This window comes from Nocardia sp. NPDC050435 (genome assembly GCF_040655395.1).
Classification (GTDB): domain Bacteria; phylum Actinomycetota; class Actinomycetes; order Mycobacteriales; family Mycobacteriaceae; genus Nocardia.
This window is the reverse complement of sequence record NZ_JBFAJW010000004.1, coordinates 290435-316301: the sequence shown is the minus strand read 5'-3', so window position 1 is coordinate 316301 and position 25867 is coordinate 290435. Positions and strand designations below refer to the sequence as shown.

Annotated in this window: 27 protein-coding genes; 16 read left to right on the top strand and 11 right to left on the bottom strand. The window is 68.6% G+C overall.

The window, feature by feature from the left end; genetic code table 11:
* Positions 1 to 48: 48 nt before the first annotated feature.
* A complete protein-coding gene (locus AB0I43_RS14140; RefSeq protein ID WP_356973510.1) occupies positions 49 to 576 on the top strand; it encodes an Lrp/AsnC family transcriptional regulator in 528 nt (175 codons plus the stop codon).
* A gap of 5 nt (positions 577 to 581) precedes the next feature.
* Here the strand turns inward: AB0I43_RS14140 and AB0I43_RS14135 are convergent, their stop codons facing one another.
* The 3 genes from AB0I43_RS14135 to AB0I43_RS14125 all read right to left on the bottom strand — a co-directional run bounded on the left by AB0I43_RS14135 (position 582) and on the right by AB0I43_RS14125 (position 3043).
* A complete protein-coding gene (locus AB0I43_RS14135) occupies positions 582 to 1388 on the bottom strand; it encodes an acyl-ACP thioesterase domain-containing protein (RefSeq protein WP_357432105.1) in 807 nt (268 codons plus the stop codon).
* A 219-nt stretch (positions 1389 to 1607) separates the two neighbouring features.
* Complete coding sequence (locus AB0I43_RS14130) at positions 1608 to 2729, bottom strand: transglycosylase SLT domain-containing protein (RefSeq protein WP_356973511.1); 1122 nt, start codon at positions 2727 to 2729, stop codon at positions 1608 to 1610.
* Complete coding sequence (locus tag AB0I43_RS14125) at positions 2726 to 3043, bottom strand: type VII secretion target (RefSeq protein ID WP_356973512.1); 318 nt, start codon at positions 3041 to 3043, stop codon at positions 2726 to 2728. Before AB0I43_RS14125 ends, AB0I43_RS14130 begins: the two co-directional genes overlap by 4 nt.
* 238 nt (positions 3044 to 3281) lie before the next feature.
* Here AB0I43_RS14125 and AB0I43_RS14120 point away from each other — a divergent pair, with 238 nt between their 5' ends.
* The 8 genes from AB0I43_RS14120 to AB0I43_RS14085 all read left to right on the top strand — a co-directional run bounded on the left by AB0I43_RS14120 (position 3282) and on the right by AB0I43_RS14085 (position 11421).
* Positions 3282 to 4256: an NADPH:quinone oxidoreductase family protein gene (locus tag AB0I43_RS14120; protein ID WP_356973513.1), complete on the top strand. Its 975-nt coding sequence runs from the start codon at positions 3282 to 3284 to the stop codon at positions 4254 to 4256.
* 70 nt (positions 4257 to 4326) lie between these two features.
* Positions 4327 to 5445, top strand: coding sequence for a winged helix DNA-binding domain-containing protein (locus tag AB0I43_RS14115; protein WP_356973514.1), 1119 nt, complete (start codon positions 4327 to 4329; stop codon positions 5443 to 5445).
* 116 nt (positions 5446 to 5561) lie between these two features.
* Entirely contained in the window at positions 5562 to 6899 is a 1338-nt protein-coding gene (locus tag AB0I43_RS14110; RefSeq protein ID WP_356973515.1) for an amidohydrolase family protein, read from the top strand.
* Positions 6900 to 7014: 115 nt separating this feature from the next.
* Positions 7015 to 7791 (top strand): ABC transporter ATP-binding protein, encoded by a 777-nt coding sequence (locus tag AB0I43_RS14105; protein ID WP_356973516.1) that lies wholly within the window; start codon positions 7015 to 7017, stop codon positions 7789 to 7791.
* Positions 7791 to 8570, top strand: coding sequence for an ABC transporter permease subunit (locus AB0I43_RS14100; protein ID WP_356973517.1), 780 nt, complete (start codon positions 7791 to 7793; stop codon positions 8568 to 8570). Before AB0I43_RS14105 ends, AB0I43_RS14100 begins: the two co-directional genes overlap by 1 nt.
* A gap of 19 nt (positions 8571 to 8589) precedes the next feature.
* Positions 8590 to 9744, top strand: a complete 1155-nt coding sequence (locus tag AB0I43_RS14095; protein ID WP_356973518.1) for a nitrate ABC transporter substrate-binding protein — start codon at positions 8590 to 8592, stop codon at positions 9742 to 9744.
* Positions 9745 to 9746: 2 nt separating this feature from the next.
* Positions 9747 to 10736: a 2-oxoglutarate and iron-dependent oxygenase domain-containing protein gene (locus tag AB0I43_RS14090; protein WP_356973519.1), complete on the top strand. Its 990-nt coding sequence runs from the start codon at positions 9747 to 9749 to the stop codon at positions 10734 to 10736.
* A 31-nt stretch (positions 10737 to 10767) separates the two neighbouring features.
* Complete coding sequence (locus tag AB0I43_RS14085) at positions 10768 to 11421, top strand: GntR family transcriptional regulator (protein WP_356973520.1); 654 nt, start codon at positions 10768 to 10770, stop codon at positions 11419 to 11421.
* A 3-nt stretch (positions 11422 to 11424) separates the two neighbouring features.
* Here the strand turns inward: AB0I43_RS14085 and AB0I43_RS14080 are convergent, their stop codons facing one another.
* Positions 11425 to 13095, bottom strand: coding sequence for an FAD-dependent oxidoreductase (locus AB0I43_RS14080; RefSeq protein ID WP_356973521.1), 1671 nt, complete (start codon positions 13093 to 13095; stop codon positions 11425 to 11427).
* Between the two features lie 230 nt (positions 13096 to 13325).
* On the opposite strand from AB0I43_RS14080, the gene AB0I43_RS14075 reads away from it, so the two are divergent.
* Positions 13326 to 13817 (top strand): histidine phosphatase family protein, encoded by a 492-nt coding sequence (locus AB0I43_RS14075; protein ID WP_356973522.1) that lies wholly within the window; start codon positions 13326 to 13328, stop codon positions 13815 to 13817.
* On the opposite strand, the gene AB0I43_RS14070 is transcribed toward AB0I43_RS14075, so the two are convergent.
* The gene (locus AB0I43_RS14070) at positions 13818 to 14018 is read right to left on the bottom strand and encodes a hypothetical protein (protein ID WP_209886722.1); all 201 of its coding nucleotides are present in this window, start codon (positions 14016 to 14018) and stop codon (positions 13818 to 13820) included.
* 97 nt (positions 14019 to 14115) lie between these two features.
* Between AB0I43_RS14070 and AB0I43_RS14065 the strand changes: the two genes are divergently transcribed.
* The 4 genes from AB0I43_RS14065 (at position 14116) to AB0I43_RS14050 (ending at position 16572) form a co-directional block, all read left to right on the top strand.
* A complete protein-coding gene (locus tag AB0I43_RS14065) occupies positions 14116 to 14484 on the top strand; it encodes a VOC family protein (RefSeq protein ID WP_356973523.1) in 369 nt (122 codons plus the stop codon).
* Between the two features lie 92 nt (positions 14485 to 14576).
* On the top strand, positions 14577 to 15032 hold the full coding sequence (locus AB0I43_RS14060; protein WP_356973524.1) for a MerR family transcriptional regulator: 456 nt from the start codon (positions 14577 to 14579) through the stop codon (positions 15030 to 15032).
* Entirely contained in the window at positions 15029 to 16024 is a 996-nt protein-coding gene (locus AB0I43_RS14055) for an aldo/keto reductase (protein ID WP_356973525.1), read from the top strand. Before AB0I43_RS14060 ends, AB0I43_RS14055 begins: the two co-directional genes overlap by 4 nt.
* 77 nt (positions 16025 to 16101) lie before the next feature.
* Positions 16102 to 16572: a DUF4442 domain-containing protein gene (locus tag AB0I43_RS14050; RefSeq protein WP_356973526.1), complete on the top strand. Its 471-nt coding sequence runs from the start codon at positions 16102 to 16104 to the stop codon at positions 16570 to 16572.
* A gap of 3 nt (positions 16573 to 16575) precedes the next feature.
* Here the strand turns inward: AB0I43_RS14050 and AB0I43_RS14045 are convergent, their stop codons facing one another.
* Both AB0I43_RS14045 and AB0I43_RS14040 read right to left on the bottom strand, forming a co-directional pair.
* The gene (locus AB0I43_RS14045; RefSeq protein ID WP_356973527.1) at positions 16576 to 17460 is read right to left on the bottom strand and encodes a bile acid:sodium symporter family protein; all 885 of its coding nucleotides are present in this window, start codon (positions 17458 to 17460) and stop codon (positions 16576 to 16578) included.
* A 115-nt stretch (positions 17461 to 17575) separates the two neighbouring features.
* The gene (locus AB0I43_RS14040; RefSeq protein ID WP_356973528.1) at positions 17576 to 18202 is read right to left on the bottom strand and encodes a hypothetical protein; all 627 of its coding nucleotides are present in this window, start codon (positions 18200 to 18202) and stop codon (positions 17576 to 17578) included.
* Positions 18203 to 18387: 185 nt separating this feature from the next.
* Between AB0I43_RS14040 and AB0I43_RS14035 the strand changes: the two genes are divergently transcribed.
* Together AB0I43_RS14035 and AB0I43_RS14030 are read left to right on the top strand one after the other, a co-directional pair.
* Positions 18388 to 18720, top strand: a complete 333-nt coding sequence (locus AB0I43_RS14035) for a metalloregulator ArsR/SmtB family transcription factor (RefSeq protein ID WP_356973529.1) — start codon at positions 18388 to 18390, stop codon at positions 18718 to 18720.
* Positions 18717 to 19190 (top strand): SRPBCC family protein, encoded by a 474-nt coding sequence (locus tag AB0I43_RS14030; protein ID WP_356973530.1) that lies wholly within the window; start codon positions 18717 to 18719, stop codon positions 19188 to 19190. Before AB0I43_RS14035 ends, AB0I43_RS14030 begins: the two co-directional genes overlap by 4 nt.
* 58 nt (positions 19191 to 19248) lie before the next feature.
* On the opposite strand, the gene AB0I43_RS14025 is transcribed toward AB0I43_RS14030, so the two are convergent.
* From AB0I43_RS14025 to AB0I43_RS14010, 4 genes are all read right to left on the bottom strand, one after another.
* Positions 19249 to 20238, bottom strand: a complete 990-nt coding sequence (locus AB0I43_RS14025; RefSeq protein ID WP_357432103.1) for a pirin family protein — start codon at positions 20236 to 20238, stop codon at positions 19249 to 19251.
* On the bottom strand, positions 20231 to 21022 hold the full coding sequence (locus AB0I43_RS14020; RefSeq protein ID WP_356973532.1) for an N-acetyltransferase: 792 nt from the start codon (positions 21020 to 21022) through the stop codon (positions 20231 to 20233). Before AB0I43_RS14020 ends, AB0I43_RS14025 begins: the two co-directional genes overlap by 8 nt.
* 52 nt (positions 21023 to 21074) lie before the next feature.
* Positions 21075 to 21680 carry a Uma2 family endonuclease gene (locus AB0I43_RS14015; RefSeq protein ID WP_356973533.1) on the bottom strand — a complete coding sequence of 202 codons (606 nt, stop codon included), beginning with the start codon at positions 21678 to 21680 and terminating at the stop codon, positions 21075 to 21077.
* 178 nt (positions 21681 to 21858) lie between these two features.
* Positions 21859 to 25812, bottom strand: a complete 3954-nt coding sequence (locus AB0I43_RS14010) for a DNA-directed RNA polymerase subunit beta' (RefSeq protein WP_356973534.1) — start codon at positions 25810 to 25812, stop codon at positions 21859 to 21861.
* Between the last annotated feature and the right edge of the window lie 55 nt (positions 25813 to 25867).

Here is a 25867-nt window from a genome sequence, read left to right as displayed (position 1 = left end):
GGAGCGCGCTGATGCTGGACAATTTGAATAGACACTAAGGAGGCCGCAATGTCGCGTACGCCGGCGAAGCTGGACGAGCTCGACCTCGCCATTCTCACCGCCATGCACGAGTACCAGAAGGCGGGGATTCTGGAGCTCTCCCGCCGGACCAGGGTCGCGCGGGCGACGGTGCAATCCCGGATCGGGCGGATGGAGGAATCCGGCGTCATCGCCTCCTACGATCCGCAGATCGACGTCACCGCAGCGGGTTTCGACGTGCAGGCGTTCGTGACGCTGGAGATCGCGCAGGGCGCGCTGGATCTGGTGGCGGCCGAACTGGACGCGATTCCCGGAGTGCTGGAGGCCTACGCGACCACCGGCTCGGGGGATGTCTGGTGCCGGATCGGCGCCGACTCGCACGCCGGGCTGCAGACCGTGCTGCTGAGCATCGACCGGACCAGTTCGGTGGTGCGCTCGCACAGCGTCATCGTGCTCTCCACCGTGGTGCCGCGCCGCACGCTGCCGCTGCTGCGCACCCTGACCCCCACCCACAGCAGCAAGGCGCCCGCCTATCGCGGGGAGCCGCACGAACGCTGAGTCGCCTACGGCAGCGGCATGATCCGCACGACGGTGGTCGTGATGCCGCCGACGACGAACCATAGTCGCAGGCTGGGCCCGCCGGACCGGTCACCCGGCTCGTAGCGGCTGCGCACCGTCACGTGCTGGCGCGCCAGCACCGGCGCGACGTACTCGATGACCGCGCGGTGCGGCGCCGCCACCAGCTTCGGATACTCCACCAGGAGTTGCTCCACCGCCTGCCAGTAGCAGGCGTTGTTGACGTGGTTGAAGCTGTCGATATCGGTGGCGCGCACCGGAAACGGCAGATCGGTGTCGGACTCCGGCGGCGTCGGATCTGTCAGGTACGGGCGCCAGCGCAGCCGGTGCTCCTGGGTGGTTTGCGCCAGGTATGCCAGGCCCTCGTCGCTGATCCGCGCCGGCATGTTGTTGGACTCGCTGATGTTGATCCAGAAGCCCTCGGTCTCGATCAGGCCGCCGTTGCCGCTGGTGATCCGCACCCGCATATTCGTCCAGCGGGTCGACATGCTCGAACACCAGCGCAGCAGGTGCACCTCGTCGGGCCAGAGGACCGGCCGGATGACATCGATGACCGTGCGCCGGACGATCCAGCTCGGATCCGTGCGGTGCAACGAGGTCTTGTGCAGCTGCTCCCAGGCGATGTCCTGCAGATAGCGGGCGATCCCGTCGAACCGCAACCGGTCATACGGATCCACGTCACCAGCCCGGACAGGCCACGCCGAAGCGAAGCCCGCCCCCTCCTGCGACCCGCCCGGTACTGCTTGCAGGTCGCTCGAAAGGGTCAGCGGGGCAAGTGGCTGATCGAGTGACACTGGTGCTCCTCGCGCGGCACAGGTGCGTGCCGCGTTTTTTCTTTCGGTGCTCTTCTGAGACGACTTTACGGGGCGTACGTCACACCCTCGCGTCGAGATCGGCGTACCCGCGCGTAGCGCCGCTCAGCATCATGGACTCATGACCATGTCCGATCTGCCCGAAAACTCGGCAGACCGGCCGAACCGGCCCCGGCCGCGGGTGGCCTGAGCTTCGCCCGATCAGTAACCCACGTAGCTCCCACCCGAGTTCATCGCGGCGATGCCCGGCACGTTCGACAACGACCCGTAGCGCTCGATGGCGTACCGGCTGCCCGCGATGATGTTGTCGACCGGGTTGTAGATGTCGTCGTGGCCGGGCAGCTTGTAGGAGTTGAACGTCGGGTCGATGGTCTGCATCAGGCCCTTGGACGGAATTCCGGCTGCCGCGTTGCTGTCCCAGAGGTTGATCGCGTTCGGGTTGCCGCCGGACTCCTTCTCGATGATCTTGGCGATGATGGCGGCGTCGCTGTCGCTGACGTCGTAGCCCGCGGCGCGCAGCTCCTGGATGGCCTTCTCGATCCATTCCTTCTGCTCGCCGGTCGGCATGGTGGTGGGCGCGTCGCTGCTGTACTGCGTGCCCGAACCGGTGCCGGTACCCGTGCCCGAACCCGAACCGGTGTTGTTGTTCGACGTCAGGTTGCTGGCCGGACTCTGGGTGACCGGCTTCTGTGTGGTGGCCGGGACCGTCGGCGCGGCCGGGACACCGAGATTCGGATCGCCGAGGCCGTCGAAGGCTGTTTGCAGTTTGGTGACCGCCATGTCGACCCGCGTTTTGGCGGTGGCGGCGACGCCGGCCGCCACGACCAGTGCGTTGGCGATATCGAGCTGGCGCTGCGCCGCCGCCAGCTGCTCGGCGACAACGGCCGCCTCGACATTGCCGCGGGGCCCGGACTCCGCGCTGCCCTCCTGCGAGCCGGTGTCGGCCTTGCGGATTTCGGCGATGCGCGCCGTCGCGGTGACGACGCCCTCGGCGCTGACCTCGAAGGGCGGCTTCTGATTCACCGCGTCATCGCGCAGTTGAATCACCTTGTCCTTGGCGTTGGTCAGGTTCGTCACCTGCTCGGTGAAGGCCGTTTGCAGCTCGAGCAGGGCGGCGCTCACGGCGGAGCCGCGCGTCTTCTCCGTCTCCATGCGGGTGTTGGCGGCGCCCGCGGCCGCGCCGGACCAGTTCAGGCCCTGGGTATCGGTGATGCTCTTGGTGAACAGACCGTCGAGCTTGGTGGAGACCGTGTTCGCGTGCGTGCCCGCGGCGGTGAGCTTGGTGGGCTCCCACTTCTCGACATCGGGAATGGTGAGCGTCATTTCACCTCCAGGCCGATGGTCTTCAGTTTGTCGGCGAAATCCGCCTCGGCGAGCTCGAACTTGCCCGCCGCGTTCTGCATGTTGTCCGCGATGGTGGACAACCGCGCGTTGATCCGCGTCAGGCAGTTGTTGAGCGTGTCTGTCGCGCTGGTGACCGCGGCGCCGAACTCGGTGCCGGGAAGCGCGCCGGAGGCGAAATTGAACCCCTCGCCGGCGCCGAGGCTGCTGATGTCGGTCGCCTCGGTGCGCAGATTGGTCGCAAACTTTTGCAGCGCTTCGGAATTGACCTGCAACGTGTCGTCCGGAACGGCCATCGGAACCCCCTTGTCTCCCCGTCCTCGATTCGCGGCAAGCTTAGCCAAGTTCGCACCGGCTGGACAGGCCGGAAGCCTCCAGATCCCCGGTCGAACCATTGCCCGACCGGGGGCGCGAGGCCCGCGCGGCCGGTGCAAGGCATCTGCAGGCAGACGCCTTCTGATGGACCGGTTATGTTGGTCACGAAGTCGTCGGCGGCCGGACGGGCCGCCGGAGTGGAGACGGAGAGGTCAGCCGATGCGCGCAGCTCAGGTCAGCAAACTGGAGGGGCCGGAAGCCATCGAGGTGGTGGACATCCCGGAGCCCGCGGGATACCCGGGCGGGGTCGTCATCGACGTGCACGCCGCCGGCGTCGCGTTCCCGGACGTGCTGATGACGCGCGGCCTCTACCAGATGAAGCCGGAACTGCCGTTCGTCGTCGGCGGCGAGATCGGTGGCGTGGTCCGCGAGGCGCCCGCGGACGCGCACGTGCGAGCGGGTGACCGGGTGGTGGCGCTGACGCTGCTCGGCAACGCCATCGCCGAGGTCGCCGTCGCGCCCGCCCAGATGGTGTTCAAGCTGCCGGACAACATCTCCCTGGAGGCCGGCGCGGGCATCCTGTTCAACGATCTGACCGTGCACTTCTGCCTGCGCAACCGCGGCCGGCTGGCGCCGGGTGAGACGGTGCTGGTGCACGGCGCGGCCGGCGGCATCGGCACCTCGACGCTGCGCATGGCGGCGGCGCTGGGCGCGGGCAAGGTGATCGCGGTGGTCAGCACCGAGGAGAAGGCCGAGGTCGCGCGCGCCAACGGCGCTACGGACGTGGTGCTCACCGAGGGCTGGCTCGCGGCGGTCAAGGAGATTACCGGCGGGCGCGGCGTGGACATCGTGCTGGACCCGGTCGGCGGCGATCGCTTCACCGACAGCGTCCGCTCGCTGGCCTCGGCGGGTCGCCTGCTGGTCGTCGGCTTCACCGCGGGCGAGATCCCGACGGTGAAGGTGAACCGGCTGCTGCTCAAGAACGTCGAGGTGATCGGCGCGGCCTGGGGTGAGTGGGTGATGACCCACCCCGGCTACCTGCAGGAACAGTGGGCCGAGGTGGAGCCGCTGCTGGCCGGCGGCCAGATCGCGCCGCCGCGGCCGGTGCTGTACCCGCTGGAGCGGGCGGCCGAAGCCGTGGCTTCCCTGGACAATCGGACCGCCACCGGCAAGGTCGTCGTCACCCTGCGCTGACTCGAGCGCCCGGGCGCGTCCGCCGCGCCCGGGCGACAACCCCGCGGCCTGCTCGTACTGTGAGCGCATCATGAAGTTGTCGAACCGGGTCTTGAACCGGACACTGCTCGAGCGCCAGCATCTGCTGGAGCGCTCCACGCTGACCGCGCACCAGATGTGCGAGCACCTCGTCGGCTTGCAGGCGCAGGACGTTCCGCCGCCGTTCGTCGGATTGTGGAGCCGGATCACCGATTTCGACCCCGCCACGGTTTCGGCCGCGCTGGAGGACCGCTCGCTGGTCCGGATCACCCTGATGCGCGGCACCATTCATCTGGTGACGCCGCCGGATGCCCTGCGCATCGCGCCGCACATCCAGCCCGAACTCGAAAAGGTGCCCTTCCGCAAGGGTTTCAACTACGGCGCGATGGTCGGGCTCGACCCCGACGAGGTGCGCGCCCACGGAGAGGCGGCGCTCGGGGACGACCCGATGTCCGCCGCCGACCTGCGCGCCCGCGCGGCGGAACTGTATCCGGATCGCGATGCCGGAGCGGTGCTGCAGACCTGGCTCTATCAGCTGCCGGTCCTGCAGACCCCGCCGCGCGGCAAGTGGAAGGACAACAGCCGCCCGGTCTGGTCGCGCGTCGAACCGTGGCTCGGCGCGCCGCTCGATCCGGGCTATCCCCTGTCGGAGTTGCTGATTCGCTACCTGCGCGCCTTCGGCCCCGCCGGCACGATGGACATGCAGGCGTGGTCCCGGCTCACCGGGATCAAGAAGGCCGTCGACGAGCTGGGCGACCGGGTGCGCGCCTACACCGACGATCGCGGCCGCACCCTCTACGACCTCGCCGACGCCGAGCTCGCCGACCCGGACCGGCCCGCGCCGGTCCGCCTGCTGGGCTGGTACGACAACGCGGTGCTCTCGCATCAGGACCGCTCCCGGATCGTCCCCGACGGCAACACCCCGCCGCTGCGCGCCTTCGCCACCGCGGTCTCCTCGATCCTGATCGACGGCTACCTCGCGGGCCTGTACAAGATCTTCCCGAAGGGCGGGGTCGCCCGGCTGCGGATCAGCCCGGCCCGCCCGTGGACCGCCGCCGAGTGCGCCGCGGTCGAGGCCGAGGCGCTCGCGCTGCTCGGCTTCCTGGAGGCCGGCAGCACACCCGTCGTCGAGATCCTGGAGCCGGGCGCCGATCTGCGTCCCCAGGTTTAACAACCCCGAAATACCACGTGGTTAGGCTTCCCGGCACGTCGCTCATGGCTGCAACGGGCGATGGGGACCGCTGAATCGGGCGGGCGAACCAGCCGCATTTCCAGGAGGAATGCCGCATGGTGTCCGCACAGTCCACCGTCGTCACCGATGTCACCGTCTACCTGCGCGAGGAGTCCGGGCCGCGCTGGCAACCCGGCCAGGATGTCGTCGTCCGCGACGGCGTGATCGCCGCGATCGGCCCGGACGCCGGTCGCGCGCACCGCGACCTGCCCCGCGCCGACGGCAGCGGCGGTCATCTGCTGCCGGGGTTCGTCAACACCCACACACACCTGCAGCAGGCCGTGCTGCGCGGCATCGGCGAGGGGCTGCCGCTGCTGGAATGGCTGCGCTGCGTCGGCGAGCGCACCGTCGCGGCGACGCCGGAGCAGACCTATCTGTCCGCCCTCGCCGGCGGCCTGGAATTGCTGCGCGGCGGTGTCACCACCGTGGTCGAGCACATGTGGCCGAGCACCTCGGAAGCGGTGCACGACGCCATGATTCGCGCACTGGACGAACTGGGCATCCGGGTGATCCTCGGTCGCGGGCTGGCGGATCGGGCCGACGCCAGCCGGAAGTGGGGTCTGGATCCGCGCCTGATGCAGCCGCTCCCCGAGGTTTTCGCGCATATCGAGGCCCTGGACGCGCGGCTGCGCGGTTCCCGCATCGACACCGCGCTGGCGGTGCCGAATCCGCGGTGCCTCACGCCGGACGGGATGGCGGCCGCGCGGGAGTTCGCGGTCCGCCACGGTAAGACGGTCTCGATCCACGTGCTGGAGACCACGACCGATGACGAGATGTGCCGCGCACACGCCGGATCGGGGGCCGTCGACTATCTGGACGCGGCCGGATTCCTCTGGGATCGCACCCTGGCCGTGCACTGCGTGCACCTGGATGCCCACGGCCGCGGGGTCTTCGCCGAGCGGGGGGTCGCGGTCTCCTACAACCCCCTGAGCAACATGCGGCTGGGCAGCGGCGTCGCGCCGGTGCTGGAGATGCTGGCGGCGGACATCGCGGTCGGCCTCGGCGTCGACGGCGCGGCCTCCAACGACACCCAGGACATGTTGCTGGCGCTGCGCATGGGCTCCTATCTCCAGCGGGTGACCCGCCGGCGCGCCGATCTCCTGAATTCCGACGCGATGCTGGCGATGGCGACCGGCGGGGCGGCCCGCGCGCTGGGCCGCCCGGTGACCGGCCCCGGCCTCGGGGTGGGCGATCGCGCCGACTTCACGCTGCTCCGGTTCGACCGGGACTTCGCCTGCCTGCCCGTGCTCGACCCCGGTGCGACGCTGCTGACCGCGGCATCGCCGCGCGTGGTGGACACCGTCTGGGTGGACGGCGAGGCGGTGATCCGCGACGGCCGCAGCACCCGGGTGGACGCCGAGGCGCTCGTCCGCAGCCTGATCAGCATGCGATGACAAGTTAATCAGCCGGAAACGCACCGGCGATTACATGTAATTCATCGCAGACAAACTGATCTCACGCACGGGGTTACACGCAACGACCGTGACCCAGCGAGGGAAGGCACGAACTGTGACACTCTTCGACACATCGCGAGACGCCGACGCCCGGACCCTGCTGTCCGGCCTCGAGGTCTCCTTCGCCAAGGCCGGCAAGCGCTTCGGCGACACCACGGCCCTCAGCGACATCGATCTCGACATCCGCACCGGCGAGTTCGTCGCCGTGGTCGGCCCGTCCGGCTGCGGCAAGTCCACGCTGCTGCGCCTGGCCTCCGGACTGACCCGGGTCAGCTCCGGATCCGTTGCGGTGCAGAGCGACTCCATCGGCTTCATCTTCCAGGAGGCGACCCTGCTGCCCTGGCGCTCGGTGCTGCGCAATGTCGAGCTCAGCGCCGAATTGCAGGGCCTGGACCGCCGTACGCGCCGGGCGCGGGCCACCACCGCCCTCGCCGCCGTGGGACTGACCGACTTCGCCAAGAGCCTGCCGCACCAGCTCTCCGGCGGCATGCGGATGCGCGTCTCACTGGCCCGGGCGCTGACGCTGCAACCGAGACTCATGCTGCTGGACGAGCCTTTCGGCGCGCTGGACGAGTTGACCCGGCTCAGCATGCAGGAGGAGCTGCTGCGCCTCTACCGGGACGAGGCGTTCACCGCGCTGTTCATCACGCACTCGGTGACCGAGGCCGTGTTCCTCGCCTCGCGCGTCGTGGTCATGTCGGCGCGCCCCGGCCGGGTGCACGAGGTGATCGAGGTCGGCCTGCCCTATCCGCGCGAGCGCGAACTGCGCTTCGATCCCGCCTTCACCGAGCTGGTCGCGCGCACCTCCCACGCCCTGAAGGAGGCCTGCTGATGCCCCGGTTGTCGAAACTGGCTGTGCCCGTACTGTCCTTCGGACTGGCCACCGCCGCCTGGTACGCGGTTTCGCTGCTGGTGCTGAGTCCGCAGCGGCGCTTCCTGCTGCCGCCGCCGCACGCGGTCGTCACCGAATCGCTGGCCGACCCGGCCAAGCTGGAGGTGATGCTGCGCGCGCTCGCGGTGACCGCGCGGGTCGCGGTGACCGGGCTGCTGATCTCCGCGGCGCTCGGCGTCGCGATCGCGGTGCTGATGAGCCAGACCAAGCTCATCGAACGGGTCGTGTATCCGTACTCCGTTGTCCTGCAGGCCATTCCCGTGCTGGCCGTGGTACCGCTGATCGGGCTCTGGTTCGGCTACGGCATCGGCTCGCGCACCATCGTGTGCGTCCTGATCGCGATCCACCCGATCATCGCGCTGACGCTGTTCGGCATCCAATCGGTGGACGGCAACCTGCGCGAGCTGTTCGCGCTGGGCCGGGCGGGCCGGATCCGCACCATGCTCGCCCTCGAGCTGCCCGCCGCCCTGCCCTCGATCATGACGAGTCTGCGTACCGCGGCCGGACTTTCGGTGACCGGCGCGATCATCGGCGACATGTTCTTCGCGCAGGGCCGCCCGGGCATCGGCACCCTGCTCGACACCTATCGCGCCCGCCTGCAATCCGAGGACCTGCTCGCGGCGCTGCTGCTGGCCGGCCTGTTCGGCGTGCTGGTGTTCGCGATCTTCACTGCCGCACAGCGGATCACCACCGGCGGCTGGCATGCCGCCGGTCGCTAGCCCCACCCTGGAGGATTCCATGCGTATACGCACATTCGGCGCGATAGCCCTCGCCGCCGCCGTAATCGGTTCGGGCGCGGCGTGTTCCGGCACCGACACCGAGACCGCCGCCGTCGATCTGCCGCCGGCGCCGGCCGAGCAGCAGCTGTCCGGGGTCTGCCCGGCCAAGGTCGTCGTCCAGCTGCAATGGGAACCGGAAACCGATTCCGGCCCGATCTTCGGGCTGCTCGGCCCCGGCTACCGGGTCGACTCCGACCGCAATCTCGTCACCGGCCCGCTCGCGATCGACGGCAAGGACACCGGCGTCGATCTGGAGATCCGGGCCGGCGGCCCGGCCATCGGATTCCAGACGGTGCCGTCGCAGATGTACGTCGACTCGTCGATCACGCTGGGGCTGGCGCACTCCGAGCACGCCATCGCCGCCGCGTCGACGCAGCCGATCGTCGCGGTGACCACACTGCTGCGCAACAGCCCCCAGCTGCTGATGTGGGATCCGGGCACCCATCCGGACTGGCGCGGAATCGCCGACATTGGCAGATCCGGTGCGCCGGTGGTGGTTTCGCAGGGCCAGCTGTATCCGGACTGGCTCGTCGCGCGCGGACTGCTGAAACCCGAGCAGATCGACGCCTCCTACGACAACTCGCCGTCGCGCTTCGTGGCCGGGCCGTCGTTCGCGCAGCAGGGCTTCGCGAACTCCGAACCCTTTGTCTACCAGCACGAAGTGCGCGCCTGGGGTAAGCCGGTCGGCTACCAGCTGCTGCGCGACGTCGGCTACGAGGGCTACGCGCGCACCGTCAACGTGCGCGCCGACAAGCTCGCCGAACTGCGCCCCTGCCTGCAGCGGCTGGTGCCGATGATCCAGCGGGCGACCGCCCGGTTCCAGGCCGACCCGGCGCCGGTCAACGACGTCGTCGTGGACGTGGTCGCCAAGAGCGCCAACTTCTCGCCCTACAGCGCCGAGCTCGCCGAATTCGGTTCGCGCGCCCTCATCGACGGCGGCCTCGTCGGCCCCGACACCGACGGCGTCGTCGGCAGTTTCGACGAGGCCCGGGTGCAACGCGTCATCGCCGAGTTCGCACCCATCCTGCGCCGCGGCGGCGCCCAGGTGCCGGACGGCCTGTCCGCCCAGGCCCTGGTGACCAAGGAATTTCTCGACCCGACCGTAAGGAACTGAGCATGGCAACCAGCTACGACCTGTCCGAAGTCTCGCGCGAGCAGCAGATGGGCGGCCTCGGCACCGAGACCGAGCGTGAGATCCGCGTCATCGACCTCACCGATTTCGAGGACCGCCGCGCCGAGATCACCACCCAGCTCTGGGACGCCGCCACCGAGATCGGCTTCTTCCAGCTCTCCGGCCACGGCATCCCGCAGGAGCTGATCGACGACGTCTTCGCCCGCACCGCACGGTTCTTCGCGCTCCCGGAAACCGTCAAGGGGCAGTATCCGCTGGTCAAAGCGAACAACGCGGGCTGGGAATCGATGAGTCAGGTGCGCCCGTCCATCGGCGTACCCGACCAGAAGGAGTCCTACCAGATCACCCGCCCGCACATGGACGGGCTCTGGCCCAGCGCAGCGGAACTGCCCGGATTCCGGGACACCCTGCTGGATTTCGAGCACCGCACCTGGGCGGTGGCGATGCGGGTGCTGTCCTGCTTCGCCGACCGCCTCGGACTGGACCGCGAACACTTCACCGCCGCACACGATCCCGAGTCGCCGCAGTACCAGAGCACGCTGCGGCTGCTGCACTACTTCGCGGTGCCCCCGGAGCTGCGTGGCATCCCCGGACGCTGGCGGGCCGGCGCGCACACCGACTTCGATTGCCTCACCCTGCTTTTCCAGCGCGACGGTCAGGGCGGGCTGCAGGTCTGCCCCGGCCGCGAGATGCGCGAGCAGGAGTGGACCTCGATCACGCCCTCGTCGAGCCTGATCACCTGCAATATCGGTGACATGCTCACGCGCTGGAGCGACGACCTGCTGCCGTCGAACTTCCACCGCGTGCGCAGCCCCGGCGCCGGCGAGTACCAGGGCGAGCGCTACAGCATCGCCTACTTCGCCCAGGCCGACCGCGACGCCGTCATCCAGGGGCCGGGCGGCACCTATCCCCCGGTCACCGCCGCCGATTTCCTCACCCAGCGGGTGCAGGCCAACTATCGACCGCAAGGATAGGGACGACGCCCGTGGGAAGGGGACCACTGTCATGACCGAAACGGACACGCCGCACGCGGCCCTGCTCGGCCCGCACGTGTACGGGCAGGTCCGGCAGCTGGTCCTCTCCGGCGAGCTGGCGGCCGGGCACCCGCTGAGCGTGCCCGCGCTGGCCGCGCGGCTCGGCGTCAGCCGCAGCCCGGTGCGCGAAGCCGTGCAGCAGTTGATCTACGAGGGCCTGGCGGTCAACGTGCCGCACGCGGGCGCCCGGGTCGCGACGCTGGACGATGCCCAGATCCGCGACGTGCTCGCGGTCCGCGCCGCGCTCGACGGCCTGGCGGCGGCCCAGGCCGCGACCCGGCTCACCGACGCCGATCTCGACGAACTCGCCGAACTCGTTGCCGCACAGGAGCACAACCTGCGCGGTGACGCCGACCCCGGCCGCGACACCCAGCTGGATCTGGCGTTCCACCGCTTAATCCGGGACCGCGCCGGCAACCGGACGCTGGCCGAGGAACTGGCCCGGCTCGAGGCCCAGGCGCACCTGCACCGGGGCGACCTGTGGCGCTCCACGCGCAACCGGCACACGGCGCTGCGCGAGCACCGCCGGATTCTGCGGGCCCTGGAGGCCGGGCAGCCCGACGCCGCCCGGGCCGCGGCCGAATCCCATGTGCAGGGCTTGATCACGCGGCTCGGGCGGCGCTGACGGTCAGCCGCGGGCGGCTTTGAGCAGGTCCTCGCGGGTGGTGAACTTGACCCGCGGGCGGCGCGCGGCCTTGCCCGCCGTCTTCTCCGCGAGATCGATGGACTTCCAGCCCGCGCGGTCGACCGCGTCGGGCTGCCGCTCGGCCACCAGCGCCTTCAGCGCCGCGCGATCGGCCTGCGGCTTGGTCAGCTTGCCGCTGGTGAAGTCCGCGACCAACTGCTCCACGGTCTCCTCGGAGTCGGTGCGGTTGGAGCCGATGACACCGCGCGGGCCCCGCTTGATCCAGCCGCTGACATAGACGCCGGGCAGCGGCGCGCCGTCCTCGCCGAGGACCCGGCCGTGCTCGTTCGGGACCACCGCGCGCCGCTCGTCGAAGGGCAGGTCGGCGACCGGTTCGCCCTTGTAGCCGATGGAGCGCAGCACCAGGCCGGTCGCCAGGCTCTCGGTGCGGTCGCCGGCGCGGGCCACGACCTGACCGCCCTCCTCGACCAGTTCGTTGTGCACGAACTCCAGGCCCTCGACCTTGTCGGCGCCGGTCAGCGCCGTCGGCGAACCCAGGTAGCGGAACACGATGCGGCGGTTGGCCGGATCCCGGCGACCGGCGGCGTATTCCTTGGCCAGGGTGTACTTCAGGCGAAGGTGCGGTTCCACGTCCGCGTCGTCGAGCAGGGCCTGGCTGGTCGGGTCGAGCGCCAGGTCGGCGTCGTCGACGACGATGTCGACGCCCTTCAGGTGGGCCAGTGCCAGGAACTCCGGCGAGGTGTAGGCCGCCTGCAGCGGGCCGCGGCGGCCGAGCACGACGACCTCGCGAATCCGGCTGCGGCGCAGCGCGTCCAGGGCGTGATCGGCGATGTCGGTCTTGGCGAGCTCGTCCGGGTCCACGGTCAGGACGCGGGCCACGTCCAGGGCGACGTTGCCGTTGCCGACGATGACGGCGCGCTCGGCCGACAGATCGAACTCCCGATCCGCGAAATCGGGGTGACCATTGTACCAGTTGACGAACTCGGTGGCGGAGTGGCTGCCGGGCAGTTCTTCGCCGGGCACGTTCATCCGCCGGTCCGAGGCGGCGCCGACCGCGTAGATCACCGCGTGGTGGTGCTTCAGCAGCTCCTCGTGCGAGATGTGCGTGCCCACCTCCACGTTCAGGTAGTACTGCAGCGTCTCGCGCCGGAACGCGGACTCGAACAGGTTCGACACGGTCTTGGTGCCCGGGTGGTCGGGGGCCACGCCGTTGCGCACCAGGCCCCAAGGGGTCGGCAGCCGGTCGAACATCTCGACCTCGACGTCGCAGCGGCGCAGCAGTTCGTCGGCCGCGTAGCAGGCCGCCGGGCCGGCGCCGACGATGGCGACGCGCAGGGTGCCGAGTTCCTTCGGCGGGCGCGCGGGCGTCACGATCGGATCGAAGTTCGACTCGAGTGGATGGCGTTGGAAATAGGCGGCGTTGATGTCGCGATAGCGCGCCAGCGAGGCGGTCAGATCGTCCTCGGAGAAGATGGCTTCCACCGGGCACGCGTCGACACAGGCCCCGCAGTCGATGCAGGTATCGGGGTCGATGTAGAGCATCTCGGTCGTCGCGAACTCCGGCTGGTCCGGGGTGGGACGAATGCAGTCGACCGGGCACTCGGAGACGCAGCTGGCGTCGTTGCAACAACGCTGCGTGATGACGTAGGCCATAGTGTGCAGATCCTCGAAATGTGCGTGGGCTGTGTGCCACCCGGGTGGTTTGCGGTGGACCGTGGAGTCACGACGGCGGGGTCGCGCGGATGTGACGCCGCTTTCAGTGTGCCCGAAGAGTGGCGCACGCCTCGCTCCGGACTGCCACGGTCCTATCACAGGGGCTCTCGGTCACGTCAATCCCCCACCACATCGTGAGACGCGCGCCGATCGGCTCTACGGTTAGGCGCATGGTGCGGACTCTGATCCTCCTGCGGCACGGCAAGTCGAGCTATCCGGACGGCGTCGCCGACCACGAACGACCGCTCGCGCCGCGCGGAGAACGCGAGGCCGGTCTGGCCGGGCAGTGGTTGCGCGACACCCAGCCGCCGGTCGGGCTGGTGCGCTGCTCCACCGCCGTGCGGACCCGGGAAACGCTGGCCGCCACCGGAATCGACGCTCCGGTGGTATTCGAGCGCGGTATCTACGAGGCTTCGCCGCGCACGCTGATCGAACTGGTGCAGCTCAGCGACGAGGACGTCTCGACGCTGCTGCTGGTCGGGCACGCGCCCGGAATGCCGTGGACGGCATGGGAGCTGGCGGCCAACCGGAACTCCGATCAGGCGATCGAGCTCAGCCGGAAATTCCCCACTTCGGCACTGGCGGTGCTGGAATTCGACCGCCCCTGGGCCGAGGTGGACCCCGGCACGGGCGAACTCACCCACTTCCACGTGCCGCGATAACTACTTCAGGAGCTTGCCGCCGACCACGACGACGCCGCCGAGGATCAGCAGCAGAACGAAGGCGACGAAGCCGTTCGTCAGCCACCAGACCACGCCGAGCGCGAGCAGTACCGGCGCCACCGCGACCGCGGTGATGAAGGGCGATTCCCGGACCGTGGCCAGAGCCGAACGAGCCCGGACGCGATCAATTTCCTTAGCCATGTTCCCAGGGTAGGCCGGTAATCCGAGAACGGCCGGTGACAGCGGGAATCGGCCGATTCCGAGTGCGCCCGCCCGGGCCCGGTGGAAGGCTGAGGCCATGGACTGGAAAATCGAACTCGTCGCGATTCCCGTCGCCGACGTCGATCGCGCCAAGGATTTCTACACCTCGATCGGGTTCAACGCCGATCACGACCATTCACCCAGCGAAGACATCCGTTTCGTCCAGTTGACACCACCCGGTTCGGGCTGCTCGATCTGCATCGGCCGGGGTCTCACCGAGGCCGCGCCGGGCAGCGTCGAAGGGATGCAGATGGTCGTCGCGGACGCCGAGGCGGCCTACAAACAGCTGGTCGCGGCCGGTGTCGAGGCGAGCCCGGTGCAGGATCTGGGCTGGGGCCTGTTCACCTTCTTCGCCGATCCCGACGGCAACAAGTGGGCCGTGCAGCAGCTGCCGAAGTACGACTGACCGCGCCGCCTGCCGGACCCGGCGAAATTTATCCTTGCTTGGAGTGCACTCCAGGTGAGTAGCGTCGTCGGTGTTCTTCGAAAGGGCGGGTCATGAGTCTTCCAGCAGGTCAGCGCGATATCAGCGATCTCGACCGGCCGCGGTACTCGATCGGCGAGGTCGCCGAGCGGTCCGGCCTGAGCCGGGACACCCTGCGCTGGTACGAGCGGATCGGCCTGATGGATTACGTCGGCCGGGACCACACCGGCAAGCGGCGGTTCAGCAACCGGGACCTGGAATGGCTGGCGCTGATCGGGCGCCTGCGCACCACCGGGATGCCGGTCGCCGACATGCTCCGCTATGCCGAGCTGGTGCGGTCCGGGGACGAGACGCTGCCCGAACGGTTGCAGATGTTCCGGGACACCCGTGCCGACGTGCTCGACCGCATCGAAGAGCTCCGCAAGACCGTCGAGGTGCTGGATTACAAGATCGCCTTGTACTCCGGTGACACCACCGCGGTCCGGCCGGCCCTACTGATCGCGCACGACAGCAAAGGAACTCAGGCATGACGCTGCCCGTCACCACGCTCGGCACCCACGGCATCGAGGTCGGCATCCAGGGCCTCGGCTGCATGGGGATGAGCGAGTTCTACGGCCCCTCCGACCTCACCGAATCCCGCGCGACGCTGGATCGCGCGCTGGAACTCGGCATCACCCTGTTCGACACCGCCGACATCTACGGCTCGGGGCACAACGAGGAATTCCTCAGCGATTTCGTCCGCGCCCACCGCGACCGCGTCGTGCTGGCCACCAAGTTCGGCATCGTCCGCAAGGCCGACGACCCCGCCTACCGCGGTTTCGACAACTCGCCCGGCTACATCCGCACGTCCGTCGAGAACAGCCTGCGCCGGCTCGGCGTCGAGGTCATCGACCTGTACTACATGCACCGGCGCGACCCGCGGGTGCCGATCGAGGAGACCGTCGGCGTGCTGGCCGAGCTCGTCACGCAGGGCAAGGTGCGGGCGCTGGGCCTGTCCGAGGTGACCGGCGCCGAGCTGCGCGCCGCGCACTCCGTCCATCCGATCGCGGCGTTGCAGTCGGAATGGTCGCTGTTCTCCCGCGACGTCGAGCGCACCGCGGTTCCGGCGGCCGCCGAACTGGGCGTCACGTTCGTGCCGTACTCGCCGCTGGGGCGCGGCTTCCTCACCGGCAAGCTGGACGTCACCGGCGCGCGGGACTTCCGCGCGGGCATGCCGCGCTTCACCGGCGACAACGCCGCGCACAACACCGAACTGCTGGCGCCGCTGCGGGCGATCGCCGAGGCGCGCGGCGTCACCCCGGCGCAGGTGGCGCTCGCGTGGGTGCACGCCCAGTCCGCGGTGCACGCCCTTCCGGTGGTCCCGATTCCGGGCACCCGGAGCCGGAACCGCCTGGCGGAGAACGCCGCGGCCGCCACCCTGCCGCTGACCGCCGACGAGCTGGCCACCCTCGAACCGATCGCCGGAAAGGTCGCCGGGCCGCGCTACGCCGACATGTCCTTCACCTCCGCCGGCCGGGAGTGACCAGCGTCCGTATGGACAACTCCCCCTGCACGCGGTATTAACTAGAACAGGTTTCAATTCCGAGTGCGGGAGATTCGATGGACAGCGCGGCCGTGGGCGAAATGGTGATGGCCGGGTTCCAGAAACTCGGCTTCATCCAGTACACCGGCATCGCGGGCGTGGAATTCGGGCCGGGCCGGAACGTGGTGTCCATCGAACCCAAGCCCGAGCACCTGAACCACAACGCGGACCTGCACGCGGCGGTGCTGTTCGGGCTCGCCGAGACGGCCGCGATGGGCGCCTCGGTGTCGGGCATCGTGGATCTGATGGGCGAGACGTTCATCGTCGCCCGGAACGGCCGGATCGAGTACCTGGCCCGCGCCAAGGGGGCGAACGGGCCGTTCCTGGCGACCTCGGAGCTCACGCCGGAGACCCTGGAGCAGGTCCGCGCGCAGATCGCGGACCGCGCCGACATCGAGCTCGAGGTGCCGGTGGCCATCACCGACACCACCGGGAAGCAGGTGGCCGCAGCGGCTTTCACCGCCGTCATGCGGCCACGCCGCAAATAGGTCCTAGGCTTCCGCGGGCGCCTCGGCGCCGGCCGGACGGCGGGTGAGCAGCCAGCCGACCCCGGCCGCGAGCGGGAACATCAGCACGCCGTACACCGCGGCCGGAACGGCCATCTCGGTGCTGTCGAGGACGCTCAGCGCGACCGTCATCGCGATCGTGCTGTTGTGGATGCCGATCTCCATCGAGCAGGCGATGGCCTGGCGGTCGTTCACGCCGAGCCAGCGCGGCACGAAATAGCCCGCGGTCAAGCTGACCAGGCAGAACAGCGTGGTGACCGCGCCGACGTCGACCAGGTAGCCGGTCAGGTTCTCCCGCTCGGCCAGCATGGTGCCCAGGATGACCAGCAGCAGCGTCACCGCCGAGCCGATCCGGACCGGGCGGTCCATCCGCTCGGCGAAGCCGGGGGCCCGGCGCCGGGTCAGCATCCCGAGCGCGACCGGGATCAGCACGATCGCGAAAACCTGTGCGGCCTTGCCGAACTGCAGGCCGACCTGCCCGGCGCTGCCGCCCGGCTCGAAGTAGTCGATGGCGAAGTTGGTGACCAGCGGCAGGGTGACCACGGCGACGATCGAATTCACCGCCGTGAGCGAGACATTCAGCGCGACGTCGCCGCGGAACAGATGGCTGAACAGGTTGGCGGTGGTGCCGCCCGGCGACGCGGCCAGCAGCATCATGCCGACCGCGAGCAGCGGCGGCAGGTCGAACAGCAGCACCAGGCCGAAGGCCGCCGCGGGCAGCACCAGCAGCTGGCAGGCCAGGGCGACGGCCACCGGTTTCGGATTCACCGCGATCCGCCGGAAGTCGTCGACGGTCAGCGAAAGACCCAGGCCGAACATGATCACGGCCAGCGCCAACGGAAGCGCCACCGATACCAGCGGAGAATTCATGCAGTGTCCTCATCACTCGTCCGGCCGCCTCGGCCGGATCATCTGAACCCATCGGGTGTCAGAATTTGCTGAGGATAGCCGGACTGTGATGCGCGTCGCAATAGCGGCGGCGGAGTTATGGCTGCCCGGTGAGATAGGCGACCGCGGCGTCCACCGAGGGCTGCCCGCCGCCCTGGTGCAGGCCGACGAACGCGCCGATGACCGCACCCACCACCGTGGCGATCGGCACCGTGATCACGTCGAAGATGAACAGCCCCAACGGGAAACCGACCAGGAAGCCGATCGCCGCGCCGATGGCCGCACCCTGCAGCACCTGCGGCTGATAGCGCTCGATATCGGCGAAGAATCGCTCCTGCGCGGCGACATCGCGGACCGGGGCCTCCGACAGGCCGTCCGGAGCGAGCGAGAGGCGCGTGCCCGCCTCGTCGATCAGCGGCCGCAGATCGATCTTGTGCCCCTCCACGTCGATCGTCAGCGGAAACGCCGCCAGGATGTGCCCGGCATCGTCGGCGACCGTCACGACCTTGTTGTCGGCGACGAGCGCGAAGCGGCCGCGCTCCAGCGTGGTGACCGTCGACTTGCGATCCCCGGCCACCGCGACCTGGTAGCCGACCTCCTGGAAACTGCCGCGCAGGTCGAGTGGAACGTCGGCCTGCGCGGGCTCGGCGGCCACCACGCCGCCCGCCAGCCCGGTGGCCGCCACGGCCAGCAGGGCGGTAGCGGCAATTCTGCTGATCCTCATCAGGTAACTCCCTAGAGCGAATTCGTTCGTCCGAAGATACCCACCCGACCCCGACATCAGTAGAGCCACAGACAGATTGGCCGCTTCAGGCCACCCGCGGCACGATCTTGCCGCGCGCGGCCCGAGCCCGGCTCACGGCGATTCGAGGGTTGACACCACGCACCCGGCGCGCAACACTGAACTAGATGGTTCAGTATGACTTCCTAGGCGCATCGTTCGGAGCGCTCGCGGATCCCACCCGGCGTGGGATCCTGGAGCACCTCGGGCGTGGGCCCGCGACCGTCACCGAGCTGGCCGATCGCTTCGAGATGACCCTGACCGGCATCAAGAAGCATCTGCGGCTACTGGAGGACGCGGGCATGATCGTCACCGAGAAACGCGGCCGGGTCCGGTACTGCCGGCTCGGCGAGAACATCTTCGACCGCGAGCTCGCGTGGCTGCAGAACTACCGGCGCATGGTGGAAGGCCGGATGGACCGTCTCGGCGAATTCCTCGAGCGAACGGAGCGCAACCAATGAGCACATCCACCAGGGACGCCGCGGTCACCACCACCGGCGACCGCGACTGTCATATCGAGCGCGTCTTCGACGCCCCGCGCGAGCGGGTCTGGGCCGCCTACAGCCGGGTCGAGCAGCTGGCCCAGTGGTGGGGCCGCGGCAATCGGCTCGACATCGAGCGCTGGGAGTTCCGCAAGGGCGGGCACTGGCGCTTCGTCGAGCACGCCGAGGGGCAGACCCACGGCTTCGAAGGCCGGTTCCGGGAGATCACCCCCGAGGAGCGGATCGTGCAGTCCTTCGAATGGGACGGCATGCCCGCGCACATCACCATCGACACCACGACTTTCGTGGACCTGGGCGACGGGCGCACCAAAGTGGTCACCGACAGCCTCTTCCACACCCAGGAGGAACGGGACGGCATGCTGCAATCCGGCATGGAAACCGGGCTCAACGAGAGCTACCGCGCGCTGGACCGCTTGCTCGCGAGCTGAACCCGGTCTCGGCCTCCCTCCCGGTTCCCAGAGGGAGGCCGAATACCGGTGTGCGGCTTCAGGACCGCTCGGCGCCCACCCGGCGCTTGCGCGGCTTCAGATGCAGCGCGGGCAGCGGCGGGGCCGGAATCCGCTGTTGCGGTGAGTGCCCCGCGATATCCGGGAACCGCGTGACATCGCGGCCCTCCCAGTCGTTCCGGGCCGCCACGATCTCCTCGTGACTGCGCCCCACGAAGTTCCACCACATCACCAATTCCTCGCCGAACGGCTCGCCGCCGATCAGCAGGAAATGCGCGCCTCCGGAACTGCTGAGGCGCAACTCGTCCCGGTCGGTACCCAGATACAGCAGTGGCCCCGGCGTCAGCTCGGCGCCCGCGACCCGGACGTCGCCCTCGACCAGCAGCACCGCGTGCTCGAAACCCGGTGCCAGCGGCAGTGTTACCGCCGCACCCGGCTCGAGCCGGACATCGGCTCCGACGATCGGCGTGTAGGCCCGCGCGGGCGAGGTGTGCCCCGCGAGCGAGCCGATCAGCACGACGGCCTCGATCCCCTCTGCCCGGTACACCGGCAGCTCGCGATGCTGCTCGAAATGCGGGTCGACCCCGGTCGCGTTGCCCGGCAACGCGATCCACAGCTGCAAGCCGTGGCTGGCCGGCGCGTCCTCGGCGTAGTACTCCGAATGCGCGATGCCACGGCCGGAGGTCATCAGGTTCAGCTGACCGGGATGGATCTCGACATCCGAGCCGACCGAATCGCGGTGCCGGATCCGGCCGGTGAACGGCCAGGTCACCGTTTGCAGGCCGATGTGCGGATGCGGGTCGATATTCGGCGGTGCACCGGTCTTGGTCACCGTCGGCGAACCGAAGTGATCGAAGAAGCACCAGGCGCCGACCGTCGGCAGATCGCGTTGCGGCAGTACACGTTCGACGAACACGCCGCGCACGCCGCCGAGCGGCACCTCACGGGCCGGGAACAACTCGGCGACCGGGCCGCAGCGCGGACTGGGCTCGCACCGGTCCGCCGACGGATGCTCCTGCAGATCACTCACGGGTGACGCCCTTGCCGACCACGTGCGCGTCGTACTCCGGGTTCTTCTCCAGGTACGCCTTGATGAACGGGCACAGCGGGCGGATCACGCGCTGCTGGGCGATGGTGTCCTCGATCGCCGCCTTCGCCAGCACCTTGCCCAGGCCCTTGCCGCCGAACGCGTCGTCGATCTCGGTGTGGGTGAACACCCGCTCGTCGCCGCGCTCGTCGTACTCGGCGAAGCCCGCGAGCTTGCCGCCGTAGTAGACCTCGTAGCGGGTCTTCTCGTCGTTGCGGGTAACCGTGGTCTCGGGAGTTTCGGTCATGTTCTGCTCCTTCTGTGCTCGTACCGGGTGACTGCTCAGGATGGACACTCGGTTGAACGCGGCGATCGCCGTCGCCACCCAGATCACGGCGGACATCTGGTCCTCCGAGAGGGACCGGCGCGCAAAAGCGTACTCGCGCCGCATGGTCGGCTCGTCCGGCAACTCGGCGGTGATCTCGGCCAGCGCCAGCGCGGCCCGCTCCCGCTCGCCGAACAGTTCGGTGCGCCGCCAAGCCGGCAGCACCGCCAGCTCACGCTCGGTGACCCCGGCCTCGAGCGCGGCCCGATGATGGATGTCCAAGCAGGTGGCGCACCCATCGATCTGCGACACCCGCACATTGACCAACTCGATCAGCCGCCGATCCAACCCCGCCGCGGCCCCCGCCGCCCGCACCTGCGCCGCCACCCCCTTCAGCGCGCGGAACACCTCCGGATGCTGCTTATCGATCCAGACGCGACGCTCGGAAACCAACGACTCCATGCCCCGAACAACTCCCGTGCCGCGCGAATTGTTCCGGACCGCAGTCCGTTTGCTAACGAGCGAGCTTATCGAGATCGATGGCCAGGCGGGCCGGCAGCTCGGTGGTGTATGTCCCGGTCACCTCGCCGTTGTCGACGTAGCCGAGTTCTTCGGTCAGACGCAGCGGCAGCAGGCTGATCGGCGGTGTGAGATCAATGATCCAGTAGTGCGGGATACCCGCGTCGGCGTACTCGCTGCGTTTGACCTTGTTATCCATCCGCCGGGTACTGGGCGAGACGATTTCGACGGCGAGATGAACACACGAGGCTCGCAATACGCCGCCCTCCTGCTGCACGCGGCGATGCTCGACGGTGTCGACAACCACCAGATCCGGACAGCGGATCGTTGCGGGGCCGTCTTCGGGCACGAACCCCAGATCCACGTCCACGGCCGGAAAAGACATCAACTCCGGCGGTAACTGGACCTCGATCTGGTGGTCGAGCCGACTGCCGACCTTCTGGTGCGACGGCGTCGGCGACGGAGACATCACGAGAACCCCCTCCTGCAGCTCCCAGCGGAACTGATCGTCCTCGCCGAGTGCCAGAAAATCCGCGATGGTCAACGGCGACCTGGACGCGATAGCAGTCCACCGCTGCTCCGGTTCCGGAAGTGCCGTCACACTCACTCCTTCGCTCGCCCGCCCCCTGCTCGGCTCCAGTGTCCCACGCAACGTACTCCCCGAAGGGCAAGTGCGGGTCCGCTTCAGCGCAACCGGCCCGCTAACCTTCCTCGCCCAGAACGCACTTCGGCCCCCGTTCCCGGAGGAACAGGGGCCGAATGCGTTGGCTACCTACTGGTTAGCGGTAATCGCTGAACCCGTAGTCGTCCAGTGGCACCGCGGCGCCGGTCGACGAGCCGAAGCTGTCCGGGCTGTAGTAGGTGTCGTCGTAGGACGGCACCGCGTACGCGGCCTGGCGGGCTTCCTCGGTCGGCTGCACCTGGATGTTGCGGTAGCGGTTGATACCGGTACCGGCCGGGATGAGCTTACCGATGATCACGTTCTCCTTGAGACCGATGAGCTTGTCGGAGCGGCAGTTGATCGCCGCGTCCGTCAGGACTCGAGTGGTCTCCTGGAAGGACGCCGCCGACAGCCACGAATCGGTGGCCAGCGACGCCTTGGTGATACCCATCAGCACCGGGCGACCCGAGGCCGGCTCGCCGCCCTCGGCGACGACCCGACGGTTCGCGGCCTCGAACTCGGCGCGCTCGGTGAGCGAGCCGGGCAGGAACTCCGTCGCGCCCGAATCGATGATCGTCACGCGACGCAGCATCTGGCGCACGATGACCTCGATGTGCTTGTCGTGGATCGACACACCCTGCGAGCGGTAGACCTCCTGGACCTCGTGGACCAGGTGGACCTGCACCTGACGGGGGCCCATCACGCGCAGCACCTCGTGCGGATCCGCCGCGCCTTCCAGCAGCTGCTGGCCGACCTCGACGTGGTCACCGTCGGAGAGCAGACGCTCGGTGCCGTCGTCGTGCTTGAACACCCGCAGACGCTGCCGCTTCGAGAGCTTGTCGTAGACAACCTCTTCGGAGCCGTCGTCCGGAATGATGGTGATCTTGTAGAAACGATCGTCATCCTCCAGCCGCACGCGACCCGAGATCTCCGCGATCGGCGCCTTGCCCTTGGGCACACGCGCTTCGAAGAGCTCCTGCACACGGGGCAGACCGCCGGTGATGTCATCGCCCGCGACACCACCCTGGTGGAAGGTACGCATGGTCAGCTGGGTACCGGGCTCACCGATGGACTGCGCGGCGACGATACCGACGGCCTCACCGATGTCGACCAGCTTGCCGGTCGCCATGGAGCGGCCGTAGCAGGTCGCGCACACGCCGGTGCCGGTGGTGCAGGTCAGCACGGAGCGGACCTTCACCTCGGTGATGCCGGCGTCGAGCAGCGCGTCCAGCGCCGGGTCACCGAGATCGGCGCCCTTGGCCACCACGACATTGCCCTTGGCGTCCACCGCGTCGGTCGCGAGCGTCCGTGCGTAGGTGGAGGTTTCGACGTGCGCGTCGCGGATGATGCTGCCGTCGGCCATCTTCTCCGCGATCGGCACGACGATGCCGCGCTCGGTGCCACAGTCGTGCTCGCGCACGATGACGTCCTGCGAGACGTCCACCAGACGACGGGTCAGGTAACCCGAGTCGGCGGTGCGCAGCGCGGTGTCGGCCAGACCCTTACGGGCACCGTGGGTGTTGATGAAGTACTCGAGAACGGTCAGGCCCTCACGGAAGGAGGACTTGATCGGCCGCGGGATGAACTCACCCTTCGGGTTGGTAACCAGGCCCTTCATACCGGCGAGGGTACGAGTCTGGGTGAAGTTACCGGTCGCGCCCGACTCGACGATCGTGATGATCGGGTTGTCCGGCGGGTAGTGCGCCCGCAGTGCCGTACCGACCTCTTCGGTCGCTTCCTGCCAGATCTTGACCAGGGCGTTGTTGCGCTCCTGGTGATCCAGGGCACCACGCTGGTACTTCTTCTCGATCTGATCGGCCTGCGCCTCGTAGCGCTCCATGATCTCGGTCTTCTCCGGCGGAACCAGAACGTCCGACATGGAGACCGTGACACCGGAGCGGGTGGCCCAGTAGAAGCCGGCGTCCTTCAGCTTGTCGACGGTCTGCGCGACGACGATCATCGGGTACCGCTCGGCCAGATCGTTGATGATCGTGGCCTGACGCTTCTTCGGCATCTGCTCGTTGATGAACGCGTAGTCCGCGGGCAGCAACTCGTTGAACAGCACGCGACCCAGGGTGGTCTCGGCGGTCCACGCGTCGCCGCGCTTCCAGCCGTCCGGGAACAGCTCGGACTCGATCTCGCGCGGCGGGCGCTGGTCGATCAGGCGGACCTTGATCAGCGAACGCACGGTGAGCTCGTCGCGGTCCACGGCCATCTGCGCCTCGGCGGGCGAGGAGTAGACGCCCTGCTCCGGGCTGTCCTTGGTGGCGGCCTGGTACTCGCCCTTGGCGCCCTCGACGAGGCGGGTCAGGTAGTACAGGCCGGTCACCATGTCCAGACGGGGCATGGCGAGCGGGCGGCCGGAGGCCGGCGACAGGATGTTGTTCGAGGACAGCATCAGGATGCGGGCCTCGGCCTGCGCCTCCGCGGACAGCGGGAGGTGCACGGCCATCTGGTCACCGTCGAAGTCGGCGTTGAACGCTTCACAGACGAGCGGGTGCAGCTGGATCGCCTTACCCTCGACGAGCTGCGGCTCGAAGGCCTGGATGCCCAGGCGGTGCAGGGTGGGCGCGCGGTTCAGCAGCACCGGGTGCTCGGCGATGACCTCTTCGAGGACATCCCACACCTGGGGACGCTGCCGCTCGACCATCCGCTTGGCGGACTTGATGTTCTGCGCGTGGTTCAGGTCGACCAGGCGCTTCATCACGAACGGCTTGAACAGCTCCAGCGCCATCAGCTTCGGCAGACCGCACTGGTGCAGCTTGAGCTGCGGGCCGACCACGATGACCGAACGGCCGGAGTAGTCGACGCGCTTGCCGAGCAGGTTCTGACGGAAACGACCCTGCTTGCCCTTGAGCAGATCCGACAGCGACTTGAGCGGACGGTTACCGGGACCGGTGACCGGCCGGCCACGACGGCCGTTGTCGAACAGCGCGTCCACCGACTCCTGCAGCATCCGCTTCTCGTTGTTGACGATGATCTCGGGCGCACCCAGATCGATCAGTCGCTTGAGGCGGTTGTTGCGGTTGATGACGCGGCGGTACAGGTCGTTCAGGTCGGAGGTGGCGAAGCGGCCACCGTCGAGCTGAACCATCGGGCGCAGCTCCGGCGGGATCACCGGAACGGCGTCGAGCACCATGCCCATGGGCGAGTTGCCGTTGGCCTGGAAGGCCGCGACGACCTTGAGCCGCTTGAGCGCGCGCAGCTTCTTCTGGCCCTTGCCCGAGCGAATGGTCTCGCGCAGGTTCTCGGCCTCGGCCTCGATGTCGAAGTTCTCCATCAGCTTCTGGATGGACTCCGCACCCATGGCGCCGGTGAAGTACTCGCCGTAGCGGTCGACCAGCTCGCGGTAGAGCACCTCGTCGACGATGAGCTGCTTGACCGACAGCTTGGTGAAGGTGGTCCAGATCTCGTCCAGGCGATCCAGCTCGCGCTGGGCCCGGTCGCGCAGCTGACGCATTTCGCGCTCGCCGCCGTCCTTGACCTTGCGGCGCACGTCGGACTTGGCGCCCTCGGCCTCGAGCTCGGCGATGTCCGCCTCGAGCTTCTGGGCGCGGGCCTCCAGGTCGGCGTCACGCTGGTCGGCGACCGCCTTCTTCTCGACCTCCATCTCGGCCTCGAGGGTGCTGAGCTCGTTGTGGCGCAGCTCCTCGTCGACACCGACGATGACGTAGGCGGCGAAGTAGATGATCTTTTCCAGATCCTTCGGCGCCAGGTCGAGCAGGTAGCCCAAGCGCGACGGAACGCCCTTGAAGTACCAGATGTGGGTGACCGGGGCGGCCAGCTCGATGTGGCCCATCCGCTCACGGCGCACCTTGGCGCGAGTCACCTCGACGCCACAGCGCTCACAGATGATGCCCTTGAAGCGGACACGCTTGTACTTACCGCAGTAGCACTCCCAGTCGCGAGTCGGTCCGAAGATCTTCTCGCAGAACAGGCCGTCCTTCTCCGGCTTGAGCGTGCGGTAGTTGATGGTCTCCGGCTTCTTGACCTCGCCGTAGGACCACTGACGGATGTCTTCGGCGGTGGCCAGGCCGATTCGGAGTTCATCGAAGAAGTTGACGTCTAGCACGTAACTTCCTTTCCCCTATGCGGGTCGAATTCGAGCAAAAGTTCACTAGTGGGTC

Excerpts from the sequence above, each read along its gene's own strand:
- AB0I43_RS14055 (WP_356973525.1), top strand. The coding sequence starts at position 15,029 with ATGACGCTGCCCGTCACCACGCTCGGCACCCACGGCATCGAGGTCGGC.
- AB0I43_RS14060 (WP_356973524.1), top strand. The coding sequence starts at position 14,577 with ATGAGTCTTCCAGCAGGTCAGCGCGATATCAGCGATCTCGACCGGCCG.
- AB0I43_RS14120 (WP_356973513.1), top strand. The coding sequence starts at position 3,282 with ATGCGCGCAGCTCAGGTCAGCAAACTGGAGGGGCCGGAAGCCATCGAG.
- AB0I43_RS14030 (WP_356973530.1), top strand. The coding sequence starts at position 18,717 with ATGAGCACATCCACCAGGGACGCCGCGGTCACCACCACCGGCGACCGC.
- AB0I43_RS14040 (WP_356973528.1), bottom strand. The coding sequence starts at position 18,202 with ATGAGGATCAGCAGAATTGCCGCTACCGCCCTGCTGGCCGTGGCGGCC.
- AB0I43_RS14050 (WP_356973526.1), top strand. The coding sequence starts at position 16,102 with ATGGACAGCGCGGCCGTGGGCGAAATGGTGATGGCCGGGTTCCAGAAA.
- AB0I43_RS14085 (WP_356973520.1), top strand. The coding sequence starts at position 10,768 with ATGACCGAAACGGACACGCCGCACGCGGCCCTGCTCGGCCCGCACGTG.
- AB0I43_RS14110 (WP_356973515.1), top strand. The coding sequence starts at position 5,562 with ATGGTGTCCGCACAGTCCACCGTCGTCACCGATGTCACCGTCTACCTG.
- AB0I43_RS14130 (WP_356973511.1), bottom strand. The coding sequence starts at position 2,729 with ATGACGCTCACCATTCCCGATGTCGAGAAGTGGGAGCCCACCAAGCTC.
- AB0I43_RS14115 (WP_356973514.1), top strand. The coding sequence starts at position 4,327 with ATGAAGTTGTCGAACCGGGTCTTGAACCGGACACTGCTCGAGCGCCAG.
- AB0I43_RS14065 (WP_356973523.1), top strand. The coding sequence starts at position 14,116 with ATGGACTGGAAAATCGAACTCGTCGCGATTCCCGTCGCCGACGTCGAT.
- AB0I43_RS14095 (WP_356973518.1), top strand. The coding sequence starts at position 8,590 with ATGCGTATACGCACATTCGGCGCGATAGCCCTCGCCGCCGCCGTAATC.
- AB0I43_RS14125 (WP_356973512.1), bottom strand. The coding sequence starts at position 3,043 with ATGGCCGTTCCGGACGACACGTTGCAGGTCAATTCCGAAGCGCTGCAA.
- AB0I43_RS14070 (WP_209886722.1), bottom strand. The coding sequence starts at position 14,018 with ATGGCTAAGGAAATTGATCGCGTCCGGGCTCGTTCGGCTCTGGCCACG.
- AB0I43_RS14035 (WP_356973529.1), top strand. The coding sequence starts at position 18,388 with ATGGTTCAGTATGACTTCCTAGGCGCATCGTTCGGAGCGCTCGCGGAT.
- AB0I43_RS14045 (WP_356973527.1), bottom strand. The coding sequence starts at position 17,460 with ATGAATTCTCCGCTGGTATCGGTGGCGCTTCCGTTGGCGCTGGCCGTG.
- AB0I43_RS14080 (WP_356973521.1), bottom strand. The coding sequence starts at position 13,095 with ATGGCCTACGTCATCACGCAGCGTTGTTGCAACGACGCCAGCTGCGTC.
- AB0I43_RS14075 (WP_356973522.1), top strand. The coding sequence starts at position 13,326 with ATGGTGCGGACTCTGATCCTCCTGCGGCACGGCAAGTCGAGCTATCCG.
- AB0I43_RS14140 (WP_356973510.1), top strand. The coding sequence starts at position 49 with ATGTCGCGTACGCCGGCGAAGCTGGACGAGCTCGACCTCGCCATTCTC.
- AB0I43_RS14020 (WP_356973532.1), bottom strand. The coding sequence starts at position 21,022 with ATGGAGTCGTTGGTTTCCGAGCGTCGCGTCTGGATCGATAAGCAGCAT.
- AB0I43_RS14100 (WP_356973517.1), top strand. The coding sequence starts at position 7,791 with ATGCCCCGGTTGTCGAAACTGGCTGTGCCCGTACTGTCCTTCGGACTG.
- AB0I43_RS14090 (WP_356973519.1), top strand. The coding sequence starts at position 9,747 with ATGGCAACCAGCTACGACCTGTCCGAAGTCTCGCGCGAGCAGCAGATG.